Source organism: Enterobacter sp. TMH.L2, from assembly GCF_050847315.1.
Lineage (GTDB): Bacteria > Pseudomonadota > Gammaproteobacteria > Enterobacterales > Enterobacteriaceae > Cedecea.
In genome coordinates this window covers 922,856-947,707 of record NZ_CP193791.1, presented here as the reverse complement: position 1 = coordinate 947,707, position 24,852 = coordinate 922,856, and the positions used below count along the sequence as shown (strand labels likewise).

Annotated in this window: 14 protein-coding genes; 7 read left to right on the top strand and 7 right to left on the bottom strand. The window is 57.1% G+C overall.

Annotated elements, in window-relative coordinates:
* Nucleotides 1-14: 14 nt before the first annotated feature.
* The 4 genes from trmD to ffh form a co-directional block, all read right to left on the bottom strand.
* The gene (gene trmD / locus ACREYP_RS04525; RefSeq protein WP_008458169.1) at nt 15-782 is read right to left on the bottom strand and encodes a tRNA (guanosine(37)-N1)-methyltransferase TrmD; all 768 of its coding nucleotides are present in this window, start codon (nt 780-782) and stop codon (nt 15-17) included.
* Nucleotides 783-828: 46 nt separating this feature from the next.
* Nucleotides 829-1,377: a ribosome maturation factor RimM gene (rimM, locus tag ACREYP_RS04520; RefSeq protein WP_008458170.1), complete on the bottom strand. Its 549-nt coding sequence runs from the start codon at nt 1,375-1,377 to the stop codon at nt 829-831.
* 18 nt (nt 1,378-1,395) lie between these two features.
* On the bottom strand, nt 1,396-1,644 hold the full coding sequence (gene rpsP, locus ACREYP_RS04515) for a 30S ribosomal protein S16 (RefSeq protein WP_008458171.1): 249 nt from the start codon (nt 1,642-1,644) through the stop codon (nt 1,396-1,398).
* 248 nt (nt 1,645-1,892) lie between these two features.
* Nucleotides 1,893-3,254, bottom strand: coding sequence for a signal recognition particle protein (gene ffh / locus ACREYP_RS04510; RefSeq protein ID WP_008458172.1), 1,362 nt, complete (start codon nt 3,252-3,254; stop codon nt 1,893-1,895).
* A 167-nt stretch (nt 3,255-3,421) separates the two neighbouring features.
* Here ffh and ACREYP_RS04505 point away from each other — a divergent pair, with 167 nt between their 5' ends.
* Together ACREYP_RS04505 and ACREYP_RS04500 are read left to right on the top strand one after the other, a co-directional pair.
* A complete protein-coding gene (locus ACREYP_RS04505; RefSeq protein WP_008458173.1) occupies nt 3,422-4,210 on the top strand; it encodes a cytochrome C assembly family protein in 789 nt (262 codons plus the stop codon).
* A 20-nt stretch (nt 4,211-4,230) separates the two neighbouring features.
* Nucleotides 4,231-5,517, top strand: coding sequence for an HlyC/CorC family transporter (locus ACREYP_RS04500; RefSeq protein WP_034808997.1), 1,287 nt, complete (start codon nt 4,231-4,233; stop codon nt 5,515-5,517).
* A gap of 48 nt (nt 5,518-5,565) precedes the next feature.
* Here ACREYP_RS04500 and grpE read toward each other — a convergent pair whose 3' ends face one another.
* Nucleotides 5,566-6,144, bottom strand: a complete 579-nt coding sequence (grpE, locus tag ACREYP_RS04495; RefSeq protein WP_008458175.1) for a nucleotide exchange factor GrpE — start codon at nt 6,142-6,144, stop codon at nt 5,566-5,568.
* A gap of 123 nt (nt 6,145-6,267) precedes the next feature.
* Here grpE and nadK point away from each other — a divergent pair, with 123 nt between their 5' ends.
* The 3 genes from nadK to bamE all read left to right on the top strand — a co-directional run bounded on the left by nadK (nt 6,268) and on the right by bamE (nt 9,457).
* On the top strand, nt 6,268-7,146 hold the full coding sequence (gene nadK / locus ACREYP_RS04490; RefSeq protein ID WP_008458177.1) for an NAD(+) kinase: 879 nt from the start codon (nt 6,268-6,270) through the stop codon (nt 7,144-7,146).
* Between the two features lie 86 nt (nt 7,147-7,232).
* A complete protein-coding gene (recN, locus tag ACREYP_RS04485; protein ID WP_336819522.1) occupies nt 7,233-8,894 on the top strand; it encodes a DNA repair protein RecN in 1,662 nt (553 codons plus the stop codon).
* Nucleotides 8,895-9,112: 218 nt separating this feature from the next.
* Nucleotides 9,113-9,457: an outer membrane protein assembly factor BamE gene (bamE, locus tag ACREYP_RS04480; RefSeq protein WP_008458182.1), complete on the top strand. Its 345-nt coding sequence runs from the start codon at nt 9,113-9,115 to the stop codon at nt 9,455-9,457.
* A 62-nt stretch (nt 9,458-9,519) separates the two neighbouring features.
* On the opposite strand, the gene ACREYP_RS04475 is transcribed toward bamE, so the two are convergent.
* Together ACREYP_RS04475 and ACREYP_RS04470 are read right to left on the bottom strand one after the other, a co-directional pair.
* On the bottom strand, nt 9,520-9,810 hold the full coding sequence (locus ACREYP_RS04475; RefSeq protein ID WP_008458183.1) for an RnfH family protein: 291 nt from the start codon (nt 9,808-9,810) through the stop codon (nt 9,520-9,522).
* Nucleotides 9,800-10,237, bottom strand: coding sequence for a type II toxin-antitoxin system RatA family toxin (locus ACREYP_RS04470; RefSeq protein WP_008458184.1), 438 nt, complete (start codon nt 10,235-10,237; stop codon nt 9,800-9,802). The genes ACREYP_RS04475 and ACREYP_RS04470 overlap by 11 nt, the downstream gene beginning before the upstream one ends.
* Nucleotides 10,238-10,390: 153 nt before the next feature.
* On the opposite strand from ACREYP_RS04470, the gene smpB reads away from it, so the two are divergent.
* Together smpB and ACREYP_RS04460 are read left to right on the top strand one after the other, a co-directional pair.
* Entirely contained in the window at nt 10,391-10,873 is a 483-nt protein-coding gene (gene smpB, locus ACREYP_RS04465) for an SsrA-binding protein SmpB (protein WP_008458185.1), read from the top strand.
* A 787-nt stretch (nt 10,874-11,660) separates the two neighbouring features.
* Nucleotides 11,661-24,797, top strand: coding sequence for a BapA/Bap/LapF family large adhesin (locus ACREYP_RS04460; RefSeq protein WP_498881127.1), 13,137 nt, complete (start codon nt 11,661-11,663; stop codon nt 24,795-24,797).
* Nucleotides 24,798-24,852: the final 55 nt, after the last annotated feature.

The following is a 24,852-nucleotide window of genomic DNA, read 5'->3' as shown; positions in this document are numbered from 1 at the left end:
GGGGTTAAGGGGGCTTACGCCTGCCCATCATGTTTATGTTGCTGTTGCGTATGTTCTTTTTTGAACTCCGCCAGCAACCTTGCTTGCTCTTCAGTCAGAGCCAGGTTTTCCAAAAGTTCAGGTCTTCTAAGCCAGGTGCGGCCCAGCGACTGTTTCAGGCGCCAACGGCGAATCTCCGCATGGTTCCCCGACAATAACACTGCCGGTACTTCCATGCCATCCAACACTTCAGGACGGGTGTAGTGAGGGCAATCCAGCAACCCTTCAGCAAACGAATCTTCGGTTGCCGATGCTTCATGCCCCAGAACGCCCGGAATAAACCGGGAGACTGAGTCAATCAGCGTCATCGCTGGTAGCTCACCGCCGCTGAGAACGTAATCGCCGATTGACCATTCTTCGTCAATTTCGGTTTGGATCACGCGCTCATCGATCCCTTCGTAACGGCCACAAACCAGAATTAACTTCTCATTTGCTGCCAGTTCACTGACGCCCGCTTGATCAAGCTTGCGCCCCTGAGGTGAAAGATAGATAACCTTAGCACCTTCCCCTGCCGCTGCTTTCGCTGCGTGGATAGCTTCCCGCAAAGGGTTAACCATCATCAACATTCCCGGTCCGCCACCGTAAGGACGATCGTCCACGGTACGGTGCCGGTCATAGGTGAAGTCGCGCGGACTCCAGCTTTGAATGCTCAGCAGGCCATTTTTTACTGCCCGGCCAGTTACCCCGTAATCGGTAATTGCGCGGAACATCTCAGGAAACAGGCTAACGACACCAATAAACACAAGCCAATCCCCACTATGCTAGCGACTACCGTATGATTTCGGAGTTTTAAAAACCAGGATCCCAGTCTACTTCAATGGTTTGAGTAGCGAGATCGACTTTCTTGATAACCTGCCCATCGAGGAACGGAACCAGCCGCTCCTTGATACCAAATGCATCCTTCAGGTTTGCCTTGATGACGAGAACGTCATTCGAGCCGGTTTCCATCATGTCGATGACTTTACCGAGCTGGTAGCCCTGAGTGGTCACTACCTGGCAGCCCATAAGGTCTTTCCAGTAGTAGTCACCCGCTTCAAGAGCCGGCAGCTGCGTTGAATCCACGACAATTTCGCAATTGGTCAGAAGATTCGCGGCATCCCGATCGTCAACGCCTTGCAGCTTGATGATCAGATCCTGATTGTGGTGCTTCCAGCTTTCCAGCTGTACTTGCTGCCACTGACCGCCGCGCTGGATAAACCAAGGCTGGTAGTCAAAAATGCTTTCGGCGTCTTCGGTGGAGGAAAACACTCTGAGCCAACCACGAATACCGTAGGAGGAGCCCATCTTGCCCAACACAATTGGGTTAACAGGAACCTGTGCGGCGAGTTGCTTGCTCATCATGACCACCGTGACAGATTAAGCTGCTTTCTTAGCTTCTTTGATCAGCGTAGCAACGCGATCAGAAACGGTTGCGCCCTGGCCAACCCAATGTGCTACACGATCCAGATCCAGGCGAACGCCTTCTTCTTTCTCGTTAGCGATAGGGTTGAAGAAACCAACGCGCTCAATGAAGCGACCGTTACGTGCATTACGGCTATCAGTAACGACAACCTGGTAGAACGGACGCTTTTTAGCGCCGTGACGTGCTAAACGAATAGTTACCATAACATCCTCTTTAGTGAATAAAACGCCGGGCCCCATCGAGGGATGGAGCCCGGTGTCATATTAAAAGCCCGAAAATTTTACTCATTTCTAGCTAAAAAGCAATCAGCACTTAATAAACTTTGCCTTTTGTGACCGTCGGTGTCGCGGTCAGTTTGGCGTCGGCGTGCGCGCAGAAAGCGGAGCGTACACCCGGTACGTGAGCATTTTGATCACATCCCGGCGTCAAAATGGCAAGTAAACTAAGTCAATCAGCGGCCAGGGAAACCTGGTGGCATCATCCCTTTCATACCGCGCATCATTTTGGCCATGCCGCCTTTCTTCATTTTCTTCATCATGCGCTGCATGTCGTCAAACTGCTTCAGTAAGCGGTTAACGTCCTGCACCTGCATGCCGGAACCCTGCGCGATACGGCGCTTGCGGGAGCCTTTGATGATGTCCGGCTGCGCACGTTCTTTCAGCGTCATCGAGCTGATAATCGCCTCCATACGCACCAGCACTTTGTCGTCCATCTGGGATTTGACGTTATCCGGCAACTGGCCCATGCCCGGCAGCTTGCTCATCATGCTCGCCATGCCGCCCATGTTCTTCATCTGCTTGAGTTGTTCAAGGAAGTCGGTCAGGTCAAAGCCATCGCCTTTTTTCAGCTTGCTGGCGAGCTTCTCAGCCTGCGCGCGGTCAACCTTGCTTTCGATATCTTCAATCAGCGACAGCACGTCGCCCATGCCGAGGATACGGGAGGCAATACGGTCCGGGTGGAACGGCTCCAGCGCTTCGGTTTTCTCCCCCACGCCGAGGAACTTGATTGGTTTGCCGGTGATATGGCGAATAGACAGTGCCGCACCGCCGCGGGCGTCGCCGTCCACTTTAGTCAGCACAACGCCGGTCAGCGGCAGCGCTTCGTTGAAGGCCTTCGCGGTATTCGCCGCATCCTGACCGGTCATGGCATCGACCACAAACAGCGTTTCTACCGGCTTAATCGCGGCATGAACCTGTTTGATTTCGTCCATCATTGCTTCGTCGACGTGCAGACGACCAGCGGTATCCACCAGCAGCACGTCGTAGAACTTCAGCTTCGCTTCTTTCAGCGCGGCATTAACGATATCGACAGGCTTTTGCTGCGCGTCAGACGGGAAGAAGTCCACCTCAACCTGCTGGGCCAGAGTTTCCAGCTGTTTAATCGCCGCAGGGCGATAAACGTCCGCTGAAACCACCAACACTTTTTTCTTCTGCTTCTCGCGCAGGAATTTACCTAACTTACCGACGCTGGTGGTTTTACCGGCGCCCTGCAGACCGGCCATCAGCACGACTGCCGGTGGCTGAGCCGCCAGGTTCAGGCTGCTGTTCTCTTCGCCCATCGCGGAAACCAGTTCAGCGCGAACGATTTTGACGAACTCCTGGCCCGGGGTCAGGCTTTTATTGACTTCATGCCCCACCGCTTTTTCTTTAACGCGGCTGATAAAATCACGCACTACCGGCAGCGCAACGTCCGCCTCCAGCAGCGCCATGCGCACTTCGCGCAGCGTCTCTTTAACGTTTTCTTCGGTTAGCCGCCCACGGCCGCTAATATTGCGTAGGGTACGCGACAGACGGTCTGTTAAATTATCAAACATGGTATTTTGCCTAACGTGGTAACTGGGGCCGCTGCTCGCGACACAAAACTGAATTTGGCGGATTATATCATGAAGCCGCCTCGGGTGTGATCCAACGGTTGGAGCAGGCGGCAGGTAACGTTATACTGGCTTTTTTGTTCTCTGGCCAATTTGACCGACATCTTACTATGCCCGTTTTCGCCATTCTTGCGCTTGTAGCCTACTCCGTCAGCCTGGCGCTGATCATTCCCGGTCTTCTGCGGAAGAACAGCGGATGGCGACGCTTTGCCATTTTGTCCGCCGCTATTGCCCTGGTCAGCCATGCGCTGGCGCTGGAAGCGCGCTTCTTTACCGTCGATGGCGGGCAAAACCTGAGCCTGCTGAACGTAGGCTCCCTCGTCAGCCTGATGATTTGTACGGTCATGACCATTGTCGCCTCTCGTAATCGCGGCTGGTTGCTGTTACCGATTGTTTACGCCTTTGCGCTGATAAATCTGGCGCTGGCGACCTTTATGCCCAACGAATTTATCACCCATCTCGAAGCCACACCGGGAATGATGGTGCATATCGGCCTGTCGCTCTTTGCCTATGCGACGCTGATCATTGCCGCGCTGTACGCTTTGCAGTTGGCGTGGATTGACTACCAGTTAAAGAACAAAAAGCTGGCCTTCAGCGCGGAAATGCCGCCGCTGATGGTGATCGAACGTAAAATGTTTCATATCACCCAGGTGGGCGTTGTCCTGCTGACGTTGACGCTGTGCACCGGCCTGTTTTACATGAAGAACCTGTTCAGCATGGAAAACGTCGATAAAGCCGTGCTGTCGATTCTCGCCTGGTTTGTCTACGTCGTTCTGCTGTGGGGGCACTATCATGAAGGATGGCGCGGCCGCCGCGTAGTCTGGTTCAACGTTGCCGGCGCGGGCATTTTAACCCTCGCTTATTTTGGCAGCCGTGTCCTGCAGCAGTTCGTTAGCTAATCTCTTAAAGGAAATCACTTTTGGAACACATCTCAACCACCACGCTGATCGTCACCCTGATCATCATGGTGGTGGTGTCCGCATACTTCTCCGGGTCAGAAACCGGCATGATGACGCTAAACCGCTACCGCCTGCGCCACCGCGCCAAACAGGGCAACCGGGCAGCGAAGCGCGTTGAAAAACTCCTGCGCAAGCCAGACCGCCTGATTAGCCTGGTGTTAATCGGGAACAACCTGGTCAATATTCTGGCTTCTGCATTAGCGACTATCGTCGGCATCCGCCTTTACGGTAACGCAGGCGTGGCAATAGCAACCGGTGTTTTAACCTTTGTTGTGCTGGTGTTTGCCGAAGTCCTGCCTAAAACCATCGCCGCGCTGTATCCCGAAAAAGTCGCCTATCCAAGCAGCTGGCTGCTCGGCCCGCTGCAGTTCCTGATGATGCCGCTGGTCTGGCTGCTGAATACTATTACCCGTCTGCTGATGCGCATGGTTGGCATCAAGGTTGACAACATTATTAGCACCGCCCTCAGCAAAGACGAGCTGCGAACCATCGTGCATGAATCCCGCTCGCAAATTTCGCGGCGCAACCAGGATATGCTGCTGTCGGTCCTGGATCTGGAAAAGGTCAGCGTCGACGACATCATGGTGCCGCGGAACGAAATCGTCGGCATCAATATTAATGACGACTGGAAGTCCATCGTCCGCCAGTTAACGCACTCCCCGCACGGCCGCATCGTGCTGTACCGCGACAATCTGGATGATGCCATCGGCATGCTGCGCGTCCGCGAAGCCTACCGCCTGATGACTGAGAAAAAAGAGTTTACCAAAGAGGTGATGCTGCGCTCCGCCGATGAGATTTACTTTGTGCCGGAAGGCACCCCGCTCAGCGTGCAGCTGGTGAAATTCCAGCGCAATAAAAAGAAAGTTGGCCTGGTGGTAGATGAATACGGCGATATCCAGGGCCTGGTGACCGTAGAGGATATTCTGGAAGAGATCGTCGGTGACTTCACCACGTCCATGTCCCCTACGCTTGCGGAAGAAGTGACGCCGCAAAACGACGGCTCGGTCATTATAGAAGGCAGCGCCAACGTGCGAGAACTCAATAAAGCCTTTAACTGGACGCTGCCGGAAGACGACGCCCGCACGGTAAACGGGATGATTCTGGAAGAAATTCAGGAAATCCCGGCGGCTGGAACCCGCATCCGGCTCAGTCAGTACGACATCGATATTCTAGACGTACAGGACAACATGATTAAGCAGGTGCGCGTCACGCCGGTGAAGCCTTTGCGGCAAAGCGTTGAGCAATAGACGTAAAAAAGCCAGCCTCCGGGCTGGCTTTTTACTTTCGGCAATAAATCAGGCTTTGGCTACGGAAACCATCGCGGCACGAATAGTACGGCCGTTCAGGGTGTAACCTTTCTGCATCACCATCAGCACGTTATTTGGTGCAACGTCGGCAGATTCAACCATCGCAATCGCCTGGTGCACGTCCGGGTTAAACGGCACGTTAGTTTCGCCCACCACTTCCACGCCGAACTTGCGAACCACATCCAGCATCGACTTCTGGGTCAGCTCAATGCCTTCGATCATTGGGGCTAAATCCGGATTGGACTTGTCGGCCACTTCCAGCGCGCGATCCAGGCTGTCGATAACCGGCAGCAGTTCGTTCACGAACTTTTCCAGGGCGAACTTGTGCGCTTTCTCGATATCCTGTTCGGTACGGCGACGCAGGTTAGCTAAATCAGCCTGGTGGCGCGGCTCAATTTCACGCTCGCGCTGCTTCATTTCTGCCAGTTGAGCCTGCAGATTTGCAATCTCTTCGTCGCGCGGATCCACGACATCGGCACCTTCTACGGCCTCGACTTCTTCGTGCTGATCCATGACGATATCTTCCGGGGCTTGCTCGTTAGGTGTTTTCTGTTCTTTACTACTCATGAAATTCTCCGCGTTTTTAGCATTCATCTCGCTGCTTCGCTTATTATGGGGATCAGTTTCAGGGTTTCAAGGGAACCTGTCATATTGTCGCAGGAACGTCTGCGAATAAGGACCACCAGGATAATGAACAAACATTTCAACTGCATCGGTATTGTCGGGCATCCGCGTCACCCCACCGCTCTGACCACGCATGAAATGCTCTATCGCTGGCTGTGCGCCAAAGGCTATGAAGTGATGGTGGAACAGCAAATCGCCCAGGAGCTAAACCTCAAGCAGGTGAAAACCGGCACGCTGGCGGAGATAGGCCAGCAGGCTGATTTGGCCGTGGTCGTCGGCGGGGATGGCAATATGCTGGGCGCCGCTCGGGTGCTTGCTCGCTATGACATAAAAGTCATTGGCATCAACCGTGGCAACCTGGGTTTCCTGACCGACCTTGACCCGGACAATGCCCAGCAGCAGTTGGCGGACGTTCTTGAAGGGCATTACATCACCGAACGCCGCTTCCTGCTCGAAGCCCAGGTCTGTCAGCATGATACGCCTACGCGCCTCAGTACAGCGATAAACGAAGTGGTGCTTCACCCCGGTAAAGTCGCGCATATGATTGAGTTCGAAGTCTATATCGACGAAATCTTTGCGTTTTCACAGCGCTCTGACGGGCTGATTATCTCCACGCCGACCGGCTCGACCGCCTACTCGCTTTCCGCTGGCGGCCCGATTCTTACGCCTTCGCTGGATGCTATTACGCTGGTGCCGATGTTCCCGCACACGCTGTCTGCGCGCCCGCTGGTGATCAACAGCAGCAGCACCATTCGCCTGCGTTTTTCCCATATGCGAAGTGACCTTGAAATCAGCTGCGACAGCCAGATTGCTTTGCCTATTCAGGAAGGTGAAGACGTACTCATTCGCCGCTGCGACTACCACCTCAATCTGATTCACCCGAAAGACTACAGCTATTTCAACACATTAAGTTCGAAACTCGGCTGGTCAAAAAAATTGTTCTAAAAAACTACCTGGCCACTTTACTGTATATAAAACCAGTTTATACTGTATGAAAACACAGTTATGATTTTTCATACAGGAGAGTGGTCATGCTCGCTCAACTCACCATCAGCAATTTCGCTATCGTTCGTGAACTTGAAATAGACTTTCATCACGGGATGACGGCCATTACCGGGGAAACCGGTGCCGGTAAATCTATTGCCATAGATGCGCTGGGCCTGTGCCTGGGCGGTCGCGCGGAAGCGGATATGGTGCGTTCAGGTGCAAATCGCGCGGATCTCTGCGCCCGCTTTTCCCTGAAAGACACCCCGGCTGCGCTACGTTGGCTGGAAGAAAACCAGCTGGAAGACGGCAGCGAATGCCTGCTTCGCCGCGTGATCAGCAGCGATGGCCGCTCCCGGGGCTTTATCAACGGTACCGCCGTGCCCCTTTCCCAACTGCGCGATCTCGGTCAGTTGCTTATCCAGATTCATGGCCAGCACGCCCACCAGCTGTTGCTCAAGCCCGAGCATCAAAAAACGCTTCTGGACGGCTATGCCGGCGAGCAGGCGCTGATTCAACAAATGGCAGAACGCTACCGCGAATGGCACCAAAGCTGCCGTACTCTGGCGCAGCATCAGCAACTGGCTCAGGAGCGTTCAGCCAAAGCCGAACTGCTTCACTACCAGCTCAAAGAGCTGAATGAGTTTTCTCCCGTTGCCGGTGAATTCGAACTGATTGATGAAGAGTACAGGCGCCTCGCCAACAGCGGCCAGCTGCTCTCCACCAGCCAGCAGGCGCTGGACGTGCTGGCCGACGGGGAAGAAAGCAATCTACAAAGTCAGCTGTATACCGTGCGCCACCTCATGGGTGAACTGGTGGGCATGGATAACAAGCTCTCTGGCGTACTGGATATGCTGGAAGAAGCCGCCATTCAGATTTCCGAAGCCAGCGACGAACTACGCCATTACTGCGATCGTCTGGATTTGGATCCAAACCGTCTTTATGAACTGGAACAGCGTATTTCTCGTCAGATCTCTCTGGCACGTAAGCACCACATCACGCCTGAAGAGCTACCCGATTTCCACCAGAAGTTGCTGGATGAACAGCAGTTACTGGATGAGCAAACCGGGTCGCTGGAAGCGTTGCTGCAGGCCGTTGCCCAGCATCATCAGCAGGCGCTTGCCGTGGCGCAGGCGCTGCACCAAAGCCGGGCCAAACATGCCAATGAACTGTGCCAGTTGATTACGGAAAGCATGCATTCGCTCTCCATGCCGCACGGAAAGCTCGCCATTGACGTCGAATTTAACGAAAACCACCTCACCGCTGAAGGCGCTGACCGCATTGATTTCCGCGTCAGCACCAACCCAGGGCAGCCGCTGCAGCCGCTGGCAAAAGTGGCCTCGGGCGGCGAGCTTTCTCGCATCGCGCTGGCGATTCAGGTGATCACCGCCCGTAAAATGGAAACACCAGCGCTGATCTTCGATGAAGTCGACGTGGGGATCAGCGGCCCGACCGCCGCGGTGGTGGGTAAACTGTTGCGTCAGCTTGGCGAGTCTACTCAGGTGATGTGCGTCACTCACCTGCCGCAGGTTGCCGGCTGCGGTCACCACCATTTCTTCGTCAGCAAAGAAACCGACGGGGAAATGACCGAAACGCATATGCAGCCGCTGGACAAACGTTCTCGCCTACAGGAGCTTGCTCGTCTTCTCGGCGGCAGTGAAGTGACACGCAACACGCTGGCCAATGCCAAAGAGCTGCTGGCCGCCTGAGGCTTACAATGCACGGTGTATCCTGCGCCGTGCATTGTGCAAAAAACACCCACCCCACTCGCTAATCCGACTTTCTGCCACCTTTTCAACCAACTTTTTTATGCTCCCACTGTCAGAGTTGAGCGCCTTGAGGTTTTAAACTGCTTAAAGGTCTATTATCATCGGCATAATACGAATGAGCCACGCACTACTCCGGCCCGAAAAGGAATCAAATCACTATGCGTTGTAAAATGCTGACTGCTGCCGCAGCGGTTCTTCTGATGTTGACCGCAGGCTGTTCCACTCTGGAGCGAGTGGTTTACCGCCCAGACATCAACCAGGGTAACTATCTGGCACCTAATGATGTGTCCAAACTCCGCGTGGGCATGACCCAACAACAGGTGGCCTACACCCTCGGGACGCCAATGATGTCCGATCCGTTCGGCACCAATACCTGGTTCTATGTCTTCCGCCAGCAGCCGGGCCACGAGAACGTGACTCAGCAGACGCTGACCCTGACCTTTAACAGCAGCGGCGTGCTGACCAACATCGACAACAAACCGGCCCTGACCAAAGGGGAATAAGGCTGGATCGATGCATAAAAAAAGGTGCCTCAGGCACCTTTTTTTGTCACTTTCACACAGAATTATTTCTGGGCAGAACGTTCCGCACGCTGGCGACGTAATTCTTTCGGGTCGGCAATTAGCGGCCGGTAAATCTCAACCCGATCGCCGTCATTCACTTTATCCCCCAGCTTTACCGGGCGGCTGTAAACACCGACTTTGTTTTTCGTCAGATCGATATCGTCACGAAGTTCAAGGAGGCCAGAGGCGACAATCGCCTGCTCAACCGTGCAGCCTTCCTCAAGCTTAACCTGGCGCAGGTATTGTTTTTGCGGCAGGGCATAAACCACCTCAACCTGAATCTCACGCGGCACGGTAAACCTCTTTGGCGCGGGTAGTGAATGCCTGAACCATGCTGCCGGCAAGCTCTTTAAAGATACGGCCAAAGGCCAGCTCAATAAGCTTATTGGTAAATTCGAAATCAAGCTGGAACTCAATCCGGCAGGCATCTTCACTGAGCGGCGTGAACTTCCAGCCACCCATCAGCTTTTTGAAGGGGCCATCCACCAGATGCATCAGGATGCTCTGATTGTCGGTCAGGGTATTTCGGGTAGTAAAGGTTTTGCTGATCCCGGCTTTTGAAACGTCGACCGCCGCCGTCATCTGATTAGCCGATGCGTCAATCACCCGGCTACCGGTGCAGCCAGGTAAAAATTCCGGGTACGAATTCACGTCGTTCACTAACTGGTACATCTGCTCGGCGCTGTAGGGCACCAAAGCAGTACGGCTAATCTGCGGCATAACAATTCCTGGGAGTCATAAATCGGACAAATAATAACATTTATCACCGCGCAAACAAAAACTCTCTGCCGCTCATGCTAAGATAAGCGCTTCCTCCTCGCGCAGGCCGCGGGGTGTCTTTGAACTCCTGGATTACATATACTGAGCAGCACTATGACTAAGAAAAAAGCACACAAACCAGGCTCAGCCACCATTGCGCTAAACAAGCGTGCCCGCCACGAATACTTTATCGAAGATGAGATTGAAGCGGGTCTCGCGCTGCAAGGCTGGGAAGTAAAATCATTACGTGCCGGGAAGGCAAACATCGGCGACAGCTACGTTATCTTTAAAGATGGCGAAGCTTATCTGTTTGGCGCCAACTTCACGCCGCTGACCGTCGCCTCCAGCCACGTCGTCTGCGATCCTACCCGTACCCGAAAACTGCTGCTTAACCAGCGCGAGCTGGACAACCTGTTCGGTAGCGTCAGCCGCGACGGTTATACCATCGTCGCCCTGTCCCTCTACTGGAAGAACGCCTGGTGCAAAGTGAAAATCGGCGTAGCGAAAGGTAAGAAGCAGCATGATAAGCGTTCCGATGCGAAGGATCGCGAATGGGCTGTAGATAAAGCCCGCATCATGAAAAACGCCGGCCGTTAAGGCGATTCTTTCAGCCCCGCACTCCACTGGCTCTTCTTCTGAAGAGCCAGTATAAAAAAACACACGCAATTTTAATTATCAGCTATTATTGCGCAGTCAAATATTGGAGCATCTGAATGAGTTAAGCGACACTAAATAATATATGCTACTTTCCTTCACAATTATCTTCCCCACTGAAAACCACAAATTCATAGATATATAATATTTCCTGCCTCAGCGACCATCTATATACACTTCACAAAATAGATAATTTCTTCCATACCTTTCTTCTTTACAAAACAAAATAACCCACCAAAAAAGGCACTATATCCCTTTCAGACTCAGGGATTTTTATGCCTGAAGTCTCAATTCATCCGGGATAATACAAAAGCACGGCTAAAACTTATCTTAAATCTTTCAATGCAATAAGCACAACGGCACCTGAGATACACCATGGGAACTAGCTTCAGCCGTTTGGGTGATCCCGCTACGTTCACTGGTACTTTAGAGTGACTTACATAGTGTTAAATATGGCTTAAGTTGCGCTTTCATTTTTTCCTGTCTATATCATCAATAGTCTCTATTTAATAAACGACGAGCCTATGACCCTGAGAATTAACTAATTTCGATTCCGCACCGGAAACGCCCTGTTTATTAACAATCACTGTCATCAATTTTTTGATACAGGCCTTTTTTCGCCAATACATCGCGAAGGGCCTTTTACACCTAAAAATTTTGCTTTCGGTAATCAACACATTATGCCGGGCAACTGACTACCACCACGTTCATCGCGAATGGAGTGATAACAATGCGTTCAATTTTAATTATCTCTAAATTAACCGGCGTTAAAAACAACGTCGAAGCCTCTGAAATCACCTTAAAAGGCCCTTCAATTGTCGAGCTAAAAATTGAACGTGAAGAGGTCGCCAGCTACACGCGTTCAGGCCAGGATCTGGTGATCAAACTCCATTCCGGCGAAACCATTACCATCAAAAACTACTACGCCTTTGCCGATCAGGGTGGCAACCAGCTAGTGTTGGAAGGCCATGACGGCGTGCTTTGGTGGGTTCAGGATCCAGAAACCGCAGCTCACTATGAGCAAATTGCCAATATTGACGCGATCATGACCGCCACCGGCGCACATGCCGAAGGCGGCGCCCTCTGGCCGTGGGTGCTGGGCGGGCTGGCCGTTGCCGCAGGCGGTGCGATCGCTGCCGCCTCTAGCGGCGGCGGCGGGCACTCAGACAGCGGTAGCAACCCTGGAAATCCGGGCAGACCGGACGTCACGCCTCCTCCGGCTCCCACGGGTCTTGCTATCTCAGCTGACGGGAAAACCATTACCGGTAACGCCGAAGCGGGCAGTACGGTAACCATCAAGGACGCGAACGGGAACGTAGTCGGCACTGGCACCGCGGGCAGCGATGGCAATTTCACAATTACGTTAACTTCCCCGCAAATTAACGGCGGCATCCTTACCGCCAGCGCGACAGATCCGTCCGGCAACACAGGACCTGGAACAAACATCACCGCCCCAAATATCCCGTTACCTGATGAGCCGCACATAACCAACATCGCCAATGAAACCCCGGGCACCGGCGGAAACATTGGGAACAACACTTCAACCAACGACAACACGCCAACGCTGAACGGCACCGGTCAGGCCGGTACCACGGTGCATATTTACGATAATGGCGTGCAGATTGGCACCGTTGTGGTCGGCGCCAATGGGACCTGGAGCTTCACGCCAGGCACTGCTTTGGCTGACGGCACCCACTCTTTCACCGTCACGGCGACAAATGAAAGGGGCGAAAGCGCAACCTCTCCGGCCTATACCATCACCATTGACACCGTGCCACCTGCGGCTGCAACCGATCTGGCCGTTAGCCCAGACGGTGATACCCTGACCGGCCATGCTGAAGCAGGATCCACAGTTACGGTAAAAGATGCCAATGGCAACGTGATAGGCACTGGCACGGCGGGCACCGACGGCAGCTTCACTATTACTTTGACCACCCCGCAGATAACCGGCGAAATACTGACCGTCACGGCGACCGATCCCTCAGGTAATAGCAGTCCTGGTGCCACCATTACCGCACCGAATATCCCGCTGCCGGATGAGCCAGCTATCACCGGCGTAATTAACGATAACCCGGGTGCGCCTAACGGCGGCAACGTAGGCAATAACTCCCCAACCAACGACAATACTCCCACGCTGAACGGCACCGGCCAGGCTGGCACGACCATTCACATCTACGATAACGGGGTACAGATTGGGACGGTCGTGGTAGGCGCCGGCGGAACCTGGAGCTTTACCCCGGGTAGCGCGCTGGCCGACGGCTCCCATGTGTTTACTGCCACGGCGAGTAACGAAAGGGGCGAAACCGCCCCATCCCCGGCGTATACCGTCACCATTGACACCGCTCCTCCGGGGCCGGCAACCGGTCTGGCCGTTAGCCCGGATGGGGAAATCGTTACCGGCCATGCCGAAGCGGGTAGCACCGTCACCATTAAAGACCCGAACGGCGTAGTCGTCGGGTCAGGTACTGCCGATAACAATGGCAATATCAGCATCACCCTGACCACGCCGCAGGTAGACGGTGAAACATTGACCGTGGTCGTCACCGATCCGGCGGGCAACAACAGTCCTCCGGCCAACGTGACCGCGCCGGACGTACTCCCGCCGGTATTGCCGGTGATTACCGGCGTTCTTGACGACGTCGCGCCAGTCACCGGTAACGTAGGGAACGGGCAGTCAACCAACGACAACACGCCAACCCTGCAGGGGAGTGGACAAGCCGGGGACACCATTCATATCTATGCCAACGGGAGTGAGATCGGTACCACTAAGGTCGGCCTGGACGGCACCTGGAGCTTTACGCCAACCACACCGCTGGTGGATAACGCCTACATTTTCACCGCTATGGCATCTAACGTTCGGGGAGACAGCGGCACGTCAGTCAGCTATACCGTGACTGTAGATACCGCCGCGCCTGCCGAACCGACCGGCCTGCTTGTCAGCGCTAATGGCGACATAGTGACGGGGATTGCCGAGGCAGGCAGCACCGTCACCATCAAAGATGCGAACGGGAACGTGATTGGTACCGGTACCGCTGCGCCTATTACTGGCGTATTCAGCATCACCCTGACCACGCCGCAGCTTGACGGCAGTCACCTCCAGGTCACGGCTACCGATGCAGCAGGCAACGTCAGCCCGCCGGGAGAAGCCACCGCGCCGTTCTTCCCGCTGCCGACCATCCCTGTGATTACCACCATCATTGATGACGTCCCGCCGATCGTTGGCACCGTACCCAACAATCAGCCAACCAACGATCAGACCCCAACCCTGCAGGGGACAGGCGTCGTCGGCGAGACGATTCATATCTTTGATAATGGCGTAGAGATTGGCACCACCATCGTGCTCGTGGGGGGGATCTGGACCTTTACCCCCGTCGCCAATCTGCCCGACGGCCCGCATAGCTTCACCGCCACGGCCTCGAATATTCGCGGCGATAGCGGAAGCTCCACGTCCTACACCGTCATTGTCGATACCGTCGTGAATCCGCCGGTACTCGATCAGATCCTCGACACGGTCGGCTCTATCACCGGCCCTATCGCCAACAACGGCATTACCGATGATAACAAACCGGCCTTCAGCGGCACCGGGGAAGCGGGCAGTACGTTAACCATCTTTGATAACGGTATTCCAATTGGTCAGGTCACCGTGGGCAATGACGGTAACTGGAGCTTTACGCCTTCTATCGCCCTGGCTGATGGCCCGCACGCGATTACGCTGCAGCAGACCGACCTCGCGGGCAACATTAGTAGCGTGACCGTCGGCCCAACCTTCACCGTGGACACCCTTCCACCGGTGGCGGTCACCATTGACACCGTAAGCCAGGACGGCACAACCGTTACCGGGACAGGTGAGGCCGGTGACACCGTGAAAGTTGTCGGTCCAAACGGCGTGGTACTGGGTACGGCACAAATTGACCAAACCGGGCACTTCACCCTGACCCTCACCCCGGCCCAAACGCATGGCGGCACGCTGACTGCCCAAGTGCAGGATGCGGCGGGTAACATGGGGCCGGATACCACCTTCCCGGCGTCAAACTCCGGCTTCCCGACCATTCCGGTTCTGATTTCGGTCACTGACGATGTCGGCCCGATCCAGGGGCCGCTGACGAACGGTCAACCAACGGATGACAACCGCCCAACGCTGAAAGGCACCGCCGAGGCGGGATCGACTATCACTATTTTCGACAATGGCTTATTCATTGGTGCCACCCTGGCTGATGCGGGTGGCAACTGGAGCTTCACTCCTCTCCTGCCGCTGCTTGATGGCCCCCACAACTTTACGCTTTCGGCCACGAATACTAACGGCACCAGCGGGATATCCTCACCGTTTGGCGTCGTCGTGGATACCACGCCTCCGATACTGCCCACCGGACTGGCCGTCTCTAACGACGGGACAACGCTCACCGGGACAGCAGAAGCCAACAGCAAGGTCACCATCACAAACGCCAGCGGCACCGTGCTCGGTACGGCCACGGCGGACGGTACCGGCCACTTCAGCGTGACGCTGAACCCACCTCAGCTTAACGGGGAGATCTTAACCGCCAAAGCGACCGACGCGGCGGGTAATACCGGACCAGGTGCCGCTATTCCTGCCCCGGATCACACGCCACCGAATGCCCCAACCGGGCTGGCCGTGAGCGCTGATGGCCTGCATGTGACCGGTACCGCCGAACCGAACAGTACCGTCACCGTCTGGGACGGTAACGGCAATGTGATTGGCGTTGGTATCGCCAGCGGCACGGGCACATTTGATATTTCCCCGCTCACGCCACCGCAGCTAAACGGCCAGACGCTGATGGTCACTGCGACGGACGCCGCGAACAACGTCAGTACGCCTGCCGCCGTCATTGCCCAGGATCATACGCCGCCTGCGCTGCCGACCAACCTCACCTTCAATGAAGACGGCTCGGTACTGACCGGTAAAGCCGAGGCTGGCAGCACGGTGAAAGTGACCGACGCGCTGGGCAATCCGTTGGGCCAGGCCGTTGCCGGACCGGACGGCAGTTTTAGCATCACCCTGACAACCCCGCAGGCGAACGGCCAGCTGGTGGAAGTGAACGCCACGGATGCCGCAGGGAATATCGGCCCGAACGCCCCGGTCACCGCCCCGGATATCACCCCACCGAATATGCCGATCATCGGTTCCGTGGTCGACAATGTGCCTGAGCATACCGGTAACCTGAACAACGGCGATCTGACTAACGACGATAAACCGACGATCTCCGGTACGGCTGAAGCTAACTCAACCGTGAAGATTTACGACAACGGGACGCTGATCGGCACGGTCAGCGCCAACGGCAGCGGAGCCTGGACCTTTACGCCGACCACCTCTATTGGCCAGGGCCTGCATAGCCTGACGGTGACCGCCACCGATGCCGCAGGCAACGTCAGCCAGCCGAGCGCCGCCTTTAACATCAACGTAGACTCCATCGCCCCTACCGCCCCAACGATTACCCAGGTGTATGACGATGTGGGCACCGTGACCGGGCCGGTCAGCAATAACGGCGCCACCAACGATCCGACGCCAACCCTGAGCGGCAGCGGCGAACCGGGATCTATCATCACGGTTTACGACGGACTGGACGTCCTGGGCACCACCACCGTTAACGGCAACGGCACCTGGACATTTACGCCAACCACGCCGCTGCTGGACGGGCCACATTCCTTTACGGTCACGGCTTCGGATGCCGCAGGCAACGTCACCGCGCATTCCCCGGCGTGGGACATCAATCTGATTACTACGCTGCCGGCCACGCCGGTGATAGGCGAAATTCTGGATACCGTCGGGAGCGTCACCGGGCCAGTCCTGCCGGGCACCTCTACCGACGATACCAAACCGGTTATCAGCGGCACCGCCGGGGCTAACGCAGTCGTGAATATTTACGATGGCAACACGCTGATCGGCACCGTGACGGCAAACGGCAGCGGCGCATGGACGTTTACGCCAACCCAGCCGCTAAGCGAAGGTTCGCACACCATCAATGTGTACGTGACCGATGCCGCCGGGAATACCAGTAATGCCGCAACCCAGATTGTTATTATCGATACGACTCCGCCGGGAGCGCCTTCCATCGACGGGGCGCTGGGTAACGTCGCAAACACGCAGACTCCGCTGATTAACGGCGGCAGTACCCAAAGTACGGAACCCGTGTTCTCAGGCAAAGGTGAAATTGGGGCCACTATTACCCTGTACGTCGACGGGGGGACAACGCCAATTGGCACGGCCACCGTAGACGCGACCGGGAGCTGGACAATCACCCCAACCTCACCGCTGGGCAGCGGGACGCACGTGTTCACTACCGTGGCAACGGATCCGGCGGGCAACACGGGGATGCCTTCTTCTGGCTTCACGCTCTCGGTTTACGCGACGCCTCCGGCTCAGCCAACGGCACCAGTCGTGACCGATAATGTGCCTCCGGTGGTCGGTCCCGTCGCTCCTGGCGGCAGTACCAATGACACCACGCCAACCTTTAGCGGGACCGGCATCGCTGGCTCAACCATCAACGTCTACAACAACGGGAACGACCTGATCGGCACAGCCACCGTGCGCTCCGACGGGACCTGGAGCGTGACCCCGTCAACGCCGTTTACCGAAACGACCTATAACATTACCGTCCAGGTGACCGATCCGGCGGGCAACATCAGCCTGCCGTCAGCCCCGATCGCGATCACCATAGACACAACGCCGCCGGCGGCGCCGACTATCGGCACCGTAGATGACGGCGTGGGTCCGGTGACCGGGCCAATTACCAACGGCATTACCGATGATACGAAGCCGGTGTTCCACGGCACGGGTGAAATCGGCGCGACCGTCACGCTTTACAACGGCAGCACAGCGATAGGCTCTGCGGTAGTGGATGGCTCCGGTAACTGGACCATTACGCCGAATACCGCGCTCAACAACGGCGTGAATACCATCACCGCCGAACAAACCGATAAAGCCGGGAACGTCAGCGGGCCATCCACCGATTATGTACTGACCGTCGATACCGTGCCGCTCACCGCGCCGGTCGTCGTGGAAATCATTGATAACGTGGGCCCGATCCAGACCCCACTGGTTAACGGCAGCTTCACTGATGACACCACGCCAACCTTTACCGGCACCGGCAAAGTCGGCAGTACGATTACGCTGTACGACACCAATGGCACGACGATTCTGGGTACCGGTGTCGTGGCCACCAATGGCACATGGAGTATCACCACCTCCGTGCTGCCGGAAGGTGCACACAGCATTACCATCAAAGCGGTGGATGACGTAGGCAACAGCGTGGGGCCTTCTGCGCCGATTGTGATTAACGTCGATACCACTCCGCCACCAAACCCTGTGGTGCTGCCGATCACCGACCCTACCGGTACGCTTGTAGCCGGTACCGCTGAACCGGGGGCAACGGTTATCATCAAAGACTCCAGCGGCAACGTGCTGGGCACCGGCGTGGCTGACCCGATTTTGGGTACCTGGACCGTTACGATGTCACCGGCTCAAACCACCGGCGCAACCCTGACGGCTATTGCTCAGGATCCAGCGGGTAACCAAAGCGCGGGCATTAACTTCACCGCAACCAGCTCCATCCTGCCGCATCCGCCAACCATCGATCTGGTAGACGATAACGTGGGCGCCATAACCGGTAACGTCGGCAACGGGAAATCGACCGATGATACTTTACCTACCCTGAGTGGTTCAGGTGCCTCCGCGGGCGGGGTCGTGCATGTTTACATTGATGGCGTGCTGTTCACTTCTGTGCCCGTCGGCGCCGGCGGCACATGGACGTATCAGCTCACTACCCCGCTAACTCAGGGCCCGCATACCTTTGCCGTCAGCCAGACCGTCGGTCTTGAGACGAGCGGCCTGTCTCCGCTCTACACCATCATTGTCGACACCACGCCACCAGCCCAGCCGGTGATTGTCTCCGTGGTAGACGATGTAGTAGGCGGCGTAGTCGGGCCGTTGACCAATGGCCAGGCCACGAACGACCCAACGCCAACCCTGAGCGGCACGGCGGAAGCTGGCAGCACGGTGAACATTATCGATAACGGCACCATCATCGGTACCGTCACCGCGAATGCCCTCGGCATCTGGACCTTTACGCCAGGCACTAACCTTGGCGAGGGTTCTCACACCCTGACCGTCACGGCGACAGACGCCGCCGGGAACGTCAGCCTGCCGTCCACCGGCTTTGTGGTCAATGTGGATACTGTCGCCCCAACCACACCGTTGATATCAACCGTCATCAACGATGTCACATCGCAGCCAGTCATCTCCGGCCAGCCGACTAACGACAATACGCCAACCTTCAGCGGCACCGCCGAGGCGGGTACCACGCTGACCTTCAAGGACGGAAACGTGGTGATCGGCACCGTAACGGTACCGGTGGGTGGGAACTGGAGCTTTACCCCAACGGTTCCGCTACTGGATGGCAGCCATAACATCACCGTGACCGCCACGGATGCGGCAGGCAACGTCAGCGGCCCAAGCACAGGGTTCAACGTGGTGGTCGATACCGTGCCGCCTGTAGTGCCCGTCATTCTTTCGGTCATCGACGACCAGACTCAGCCGGGCACTAACCTGCCGCTGATCAACGGCCAGTTGACGAAGGACACTCAGCCAACCCTGAGCGGCACGGCGGAAGCCAACGCCACCATCACGGTGAAAGATGGCAATAACGTGCTGGGAACCACCCAGGCGGATGCGCTGGGCGTCTGGACATTCACCCCGTCCGCACCGCTGGGCCAGGGGACACATACCCTGAACGTTACGGCGACGGATGCCGCTGGCAACGTGAGTAATGCGGCTTCGTTTGGCGTGAATATTGACTCTGTCGCCCCGAACCCACCGGTGATCGTCACCGTGCTGGACAATACCGCGCCGGTGCTGGGGCCAATCACCAACGGCCAGGCCACCAATGAAACCCGCCCTTCTCTGAGCGGGACGGCGGAAGCCGGTGCCACCATTAAGGTTTACAGCGACGGCAACCTGATCGGCACCACTATTGCCAACGGATCTGGCGCGTGGACGCTAACCCCTGTGGCCGCACTCGGCAACGGGGCGCATACCTTAACCGTGACCGCGACCGATGCGGCTGGCAACGTCAGTAATCCGTCGAACGGCTTCTCGTTGACCGTCGACACCATTGCACCGAACGCGCCGGTTATCAGTAACGTGGCGGATGCCGTCGGCCCAATCGTCGGCAACTTGTCTAACGGCCAGGTCACCGACGATACCCGTCCGGTCCTCACCGGTACCGCTGAGGGCAATGCCACCGTCAGCGTGTACGACAACGGTGTTCTGCTTGGCACCGTCCAGGCAGATGCGGGCGGAGCCTGGACCTTCAGGCCATCCACACCGTTGATTAACGGTGGCCATGCGCTGACCGTGACCGCGACGGACGCTGCGGGCAACGTCAGCCTGCCGTCAACACCGTTTAACGTGGTGGTGGATACCATTGCGCCTACTCAGCCGATTGTGGTTCAGGCCTTCGATGACGTTGGTCCGGTTCAGGGACCATTGGTGAGCGGACAGACAACGGACGACACTCAGCCAGCCCTCAGTGGGACAGCGGAAGCTAACTCCACCATTAATATTTACGATAATGGCAACCTGATTGGCACCGTAACGACCAGTGCCCTGGGAGCATGGACCTTCACGCCTGGGACCGCGCTGCCTCTCGGCCAACACGTATTCACCGTCACCGCGACCGATGCGGCAGGCAACACCAGCGTACCTTCGGCTGGCTTTACCCTGACCATCGCCAGCGGCGTGTCGAATACGCCGGTGCTGACCTCTGTGGTGGACGATGTCGCCGGTGGCACGGTCGGGCCATTAACCAGCGGCCAGGCCACTAACGATGCACGCCCAACCCTGAACGGGACAGCAGATGCCAACAGCACCATCAAGATTTACGATGGCGGCAACCTGATTGGCACCGTGTCGGCTAACGCCCTGGGCGTTTGGGTCTTTACCCCGCCGACCGCGCTGGCAAACGGCTCGCATACCTTTACCATCACCGCGACCAACGGTGCAGGCGTAATCAGTAGCCCAACGGCAGGCTTCACCATCGTGGTGGATACCGTGGCGCCTAACCAGCCTGCGATAACCTCTGTGGTAGATGATGTCGGCCCGATCACTGGCCCGGTAGGTAACAACCAGCCAACGGACGATACGCGCCCAACCCTGAACGGGACCGCCGAAGCCAACGCCACGGTCAATATCTTTGATAACGGCGTGCTGCTGGGTACCACAACGGCAAACGGCAGCGGCGTCTGGACGTTCACGCCAACGCTGCCTCTGCTTCAGGGCAACCACTCGTTCACCGTCACCGCAACGGATGCGGCGGGTAACGTCAGCGTTCCGTCCGTACCAGCCGGTATTATTGTCGATACCGTCCCGCCGCTGGCGCCAACAGGTCTGACGGTCAACGCCACTGGTACAGTTGTTACCGGCGTTGCGGAAGCCAACAGCAAAGTGACCGTTACCTCGGCGACGGGTACCGTTCTGGGTACGGCTCAGGCTGACGGCAACGGGAACTTCAGCATTACGCTCTCCCCTGCGCAAACCAGCGCCCAGCCGCTGCTGGCCTTCGCTCAGGATGCCGCCGGGAACATCGGCGTTTCCGCCAGCTTCACCGCACCGTTTACCGGTGTGCCAGGGCTGCCGGTGATCACCAGCATCGTGGACGATGTCCTGCCGAAAACCGGCGTGGTGGGTAACGGTCAGAGCACCAACGACACTCGCCCAACGATCAACGGCACCGCCGAAGCCAACGCCACCGTCAAGATCTACGACAACGGGGCGCTGCTGGGGACGGTCACCGCCAACGCGAGCGGCGTCTGGACGTTTACCCCAACCGGTGCGCTGGGTGATGGCGTGCACGCCTTTACCGCCACAGCAACCAACGCCAACGGGACGGGCGGGGCGTCTCTGCCGACCTCGGTGATTGTCGATACTATTCCACCGCTGATCCCAACCGGGGTTATCAGCGCCGACGGGTCGACGATCACTGGCGTCGCGGAAGCTAACAGCACCGTGACCATCACGCTGCCGGGCGGGATCACCGTCACCGGCACGGCGAATGCGTCCGGCGCGTTCAGCATCACCCTGCCGACTCGCCAGATTGAAGGCCAGTCGCTGTCAATATCTGCCGCGGATGCGGCGGGTAACGTCTCTCCATCGCTCTCGATCACCGCGCCGATTCTGCCACTTTCGGCCAGCAGCAACGTGGTCGATCTGGCGCTGACCAGCAACGCAGACATCACCACCTCGCACTACAGTGGCTATGGCAACCTACTGATTGGCGCTCTGGGGAACGTGGCGTCGGTTCTGGGCAGCAATACCGCCCAGGTCGGCTTCACCATCGGCAGCGGAGCAACGGGGCATATCACCATTAATGCCGCCGCCACCGGCGTGGTACTGTCATTGCTGAATACGCTGGAAATCGCTATTCAGAAATTTGACGCGACCACTAACTCCTGGACGACGGTTGTCGACTCTTCACTGCCGCAGTTCCTGAACCTGCTGACCCTGGGCGCTACCGGCGTTACCCTGAACCTTGACGGACTGGGCGAAGGGCAATACCGCGTGCTGGGCTACAACACCAGCCTGCTGGCAACAGGTGCAGCGACCAACCTTGCGGTGACCGTCGAGCAGACCAGCGCCGGCGTGGTCAGCGGAACCACCACCTCAAGCGGGAACGTCATTACCGATCCGGGTCCTGGTGGGGCTGTGGACAACGCCCCTACCGGCACCGTGGTCACGGCTATTACCGATGGCCAGGGCGTCTCCCATACGGTTGGCGCTGGCGGACTGGATATTCAGGGTAAATACGGCACCCTGCATATCAACCAGGACGGCAGCTATACCTACACCTTAACCAACACCTCAGCCGCGGTGCTGGGCCGTACCGAGAACTTTACCTACACCATTACCCAAAATGGCATCAGCGACTCTGCGCAGCTGATTGTCACCCTGGGCAACGGTGCCCCGGCCAGTACGGTCACCGCCACGGATAACACCGGTTCGCTGACCTTCGGCACCGATGTTGTCGCCGTTGACCACGGGGCTTCACAGCAAACGGGTCTGTCGGTGCTGAGCGTCGGTCTGGGGAATGTGGTCAACCTCAACCTGTTGGCTAACATGAGCAACCCGATTCTGTTTGATGTCGCAGACGGATCGACGCGCACCATGACGCTGCAGGCCAGCGTGGGCGGGGTGGCGCTGCTCTCCACCTTCGACCTGTACATCTACAAGTTCAACGTGGCGACCCAGCAATACGAGCAGTTCCAGGTGCAGAAAACCTGGCTAACGGCTCCGCTGTTGGGCGGCACCTCAGGCCAGTTGACCGTCACCCTGGGCGGCGGGGACTACCTGTTCCTGCTGATGAACGCGAGCGGTGTCTCACTGCTGACCAGCTACACGCTGAATATCCTCCAGGATCACACCTACGCGGTGGACAGCCTGGCGGCCTCAACTGCCGGGAACGTGATGCAGGACGATGTCGCGCCGGCAGGCAGCTTGCTGACGGCGGTGAACGGCGTGGCAGTTTCCGCGACCGGTACCACCACCATCAACGGTAAGTTCGGGACGCTGACCATTGATGCCCACGGCAACTACACCTACACGCTGAAATCCGGCGTGGGAGCCGACAGCATCAATACGCCAGACAGCTTCGTGTACACCGTGACCGCGCCAAACGGGGATACCGGTACCGCGTCGCTGAACATCACCGCCACACCGCATACCGTGGATGCCGTGAACGACATCAGCTCCATCATGGCTATCACGTCGACGCAAAACACTGCGGCTTACGCTAGCGCCAACGTTGGGTCAGCCTCCTGGAACACGGCGCTGCTGGCCTCTACCCACGGCAACGGCAGCGGCACCTTTAACATTGCGGATAACACCGTGCTTAGCGGGGCCAACATTGTGTTCAAAGTGGCTTCCGGTCTGGTATTGGGTGGACTGTCCGTCAGCTGGACGCTAAGCGACGGCCAGGGTCACACCTATACCGGCACCTTTAGCGGCAGCGCCCTGCTGGGCGGCACGGCAACCATTCCAATCACCGATCTGCACTCAGGCACCTGGACGCTGAGCTATGTCGGGAACATGGGGCCATTGGGGCTGGGCACGATCACCATCACGCCAACGGTCACCGGGACGTCAAACCTGCTGGATAGCTTCACGGCGCAAAGCACCATCGTACACGGCAACCTGTACGACGGGACTGACTCCGCAGGTGCGTCTGACCAGCTTGGCAGCGTGCATACGCTGATGACAATTACCGGCGCCAACGGCAGCTCGGCCACGCTGAACCCGATGAGCAACAGCGACGCGGTGGCCACGATACAGGGGCAGTACGGCACGCTGAAAATTGGTATCGGCGGCGACTACACCTACACCCTGAATCCGGGGGTATCGCCGGGGTCAATCACCAACAAAGAGGTCTTTACCTACGCTCTGAACGATCAGAACGGGCATACGGACACCGCCACCCTGACCATTAACATGAACCCGCAAATCGTCAGTACCGCATATGGGGACATTATCACCGGTTCTTCGGCCTACGCCGATACGCTGGTGTACCACGTCCTTGCAGGCGGCGCGGCCGATGGCACCGGTGGCAACGGATCGGACGTCTGGAAGAACTTCTCGCTCGCCAACGGGGACCAGATCAACATCCACGACCTGCTGGTCGGCTGGAACGGGCAGGCCTCATCGCTGGGTAATTACCTGAGCGTGGCAAGCGTCGGCAACAACACGGTGATTTCCATCGACCGTGACGGTACCGCCGGCACATACCACTCAACCACTCTTGTCACTTTGGAGAACGTGCACACCACACTCGATGAGCTGATCCAGAACAACCACATTGTTGCCTGATAGTAGTTGCGATAAATCCCCGGGCGCACAGACGCCCGGGGAATAAGACAAAAAC

What these genes read in the sequence shown, in the direction of transcription:
- ffh (WP_008458172.1), bottom strand. Translation starts at nt 3,254, where the DNA reads ATGTTTGATAATTTAACAGACCGTCTGTCGCGTACCCTACGCAATATT.
- grpE (WP_008458175.1), bottom strand. Translation starts at nt 6,144, where the DNA reads ATGAGTAGTAAAGAACAGAAAACACCTAACGAGCAAGCCCCGGAAGAT.
- rimM (WP_008458170.1), bottom strand. Translation starts at nt 1,377, where the DNA reads ATGAGCAAGCAACTCGCCGCACAGGTTCCTGTTAACCCAATTGTGTTG.
- nadK (WP_008458177.1), top strand. Translation starts at nt 6,268, where the DNA reads ATGAACAAACATTTCAACTGCATCGGTATTGTCGGGCATCCGCGTCAC.
- ACREYP_RS04470 (WP_008458184.1), bottom strand. Translation starts at nt 10,237, where the DNA reads ATGCCGCAGATTAGCCGTACTGCTTTGGTGCCCTACAGCGCCGAGCAG.
- ACREYP_RS04505 (WP_008458173.1), top strand. Translation starts at nt 3,422, where the DNA reads ATGCCCGTTTTCGCCATTCTTGCGCTTGTAGCCTACTCCGTCAGCCTG.
- rpsP (WP_008458171.1), bottom strand. Translation starts at nt 1,644, where the DNA reads ATGGTAACTATTCGTTTAGCACGTCACGGCGCTAAAAAGCGTCCGTTC.
- bamE (WP_008458182.1), top strand. Translation starts at nt 9,113, where the DNA reads ATGCGTTGTAAAATGCTGACTGCTGCCGCAGCGGTTCTTCTGATGTTG.
- smpB (WP_008458185.1), top strand. Translation starts at nt 10,391, where the DNA reads ATGACTAAGAAAAAAGCACACAAACCAGGCTCAGCCACCATTGCGCTA.
- recN (WP_336819522.1), top strand. Translation starts at nt 7,233, where the DNA reads ATGCTCGCTCAACTCACCATCAGCAATTTCGCTATCGTTCGTGAACTT.
- ACREYP_RS04460 (WP_498881127.1), top strand. Translation starts at nt 11,661, where the DNA reads ATGCGTTCAATTTTAATTATCTCTAAATTAACCGGCGTTAAAAACAAC.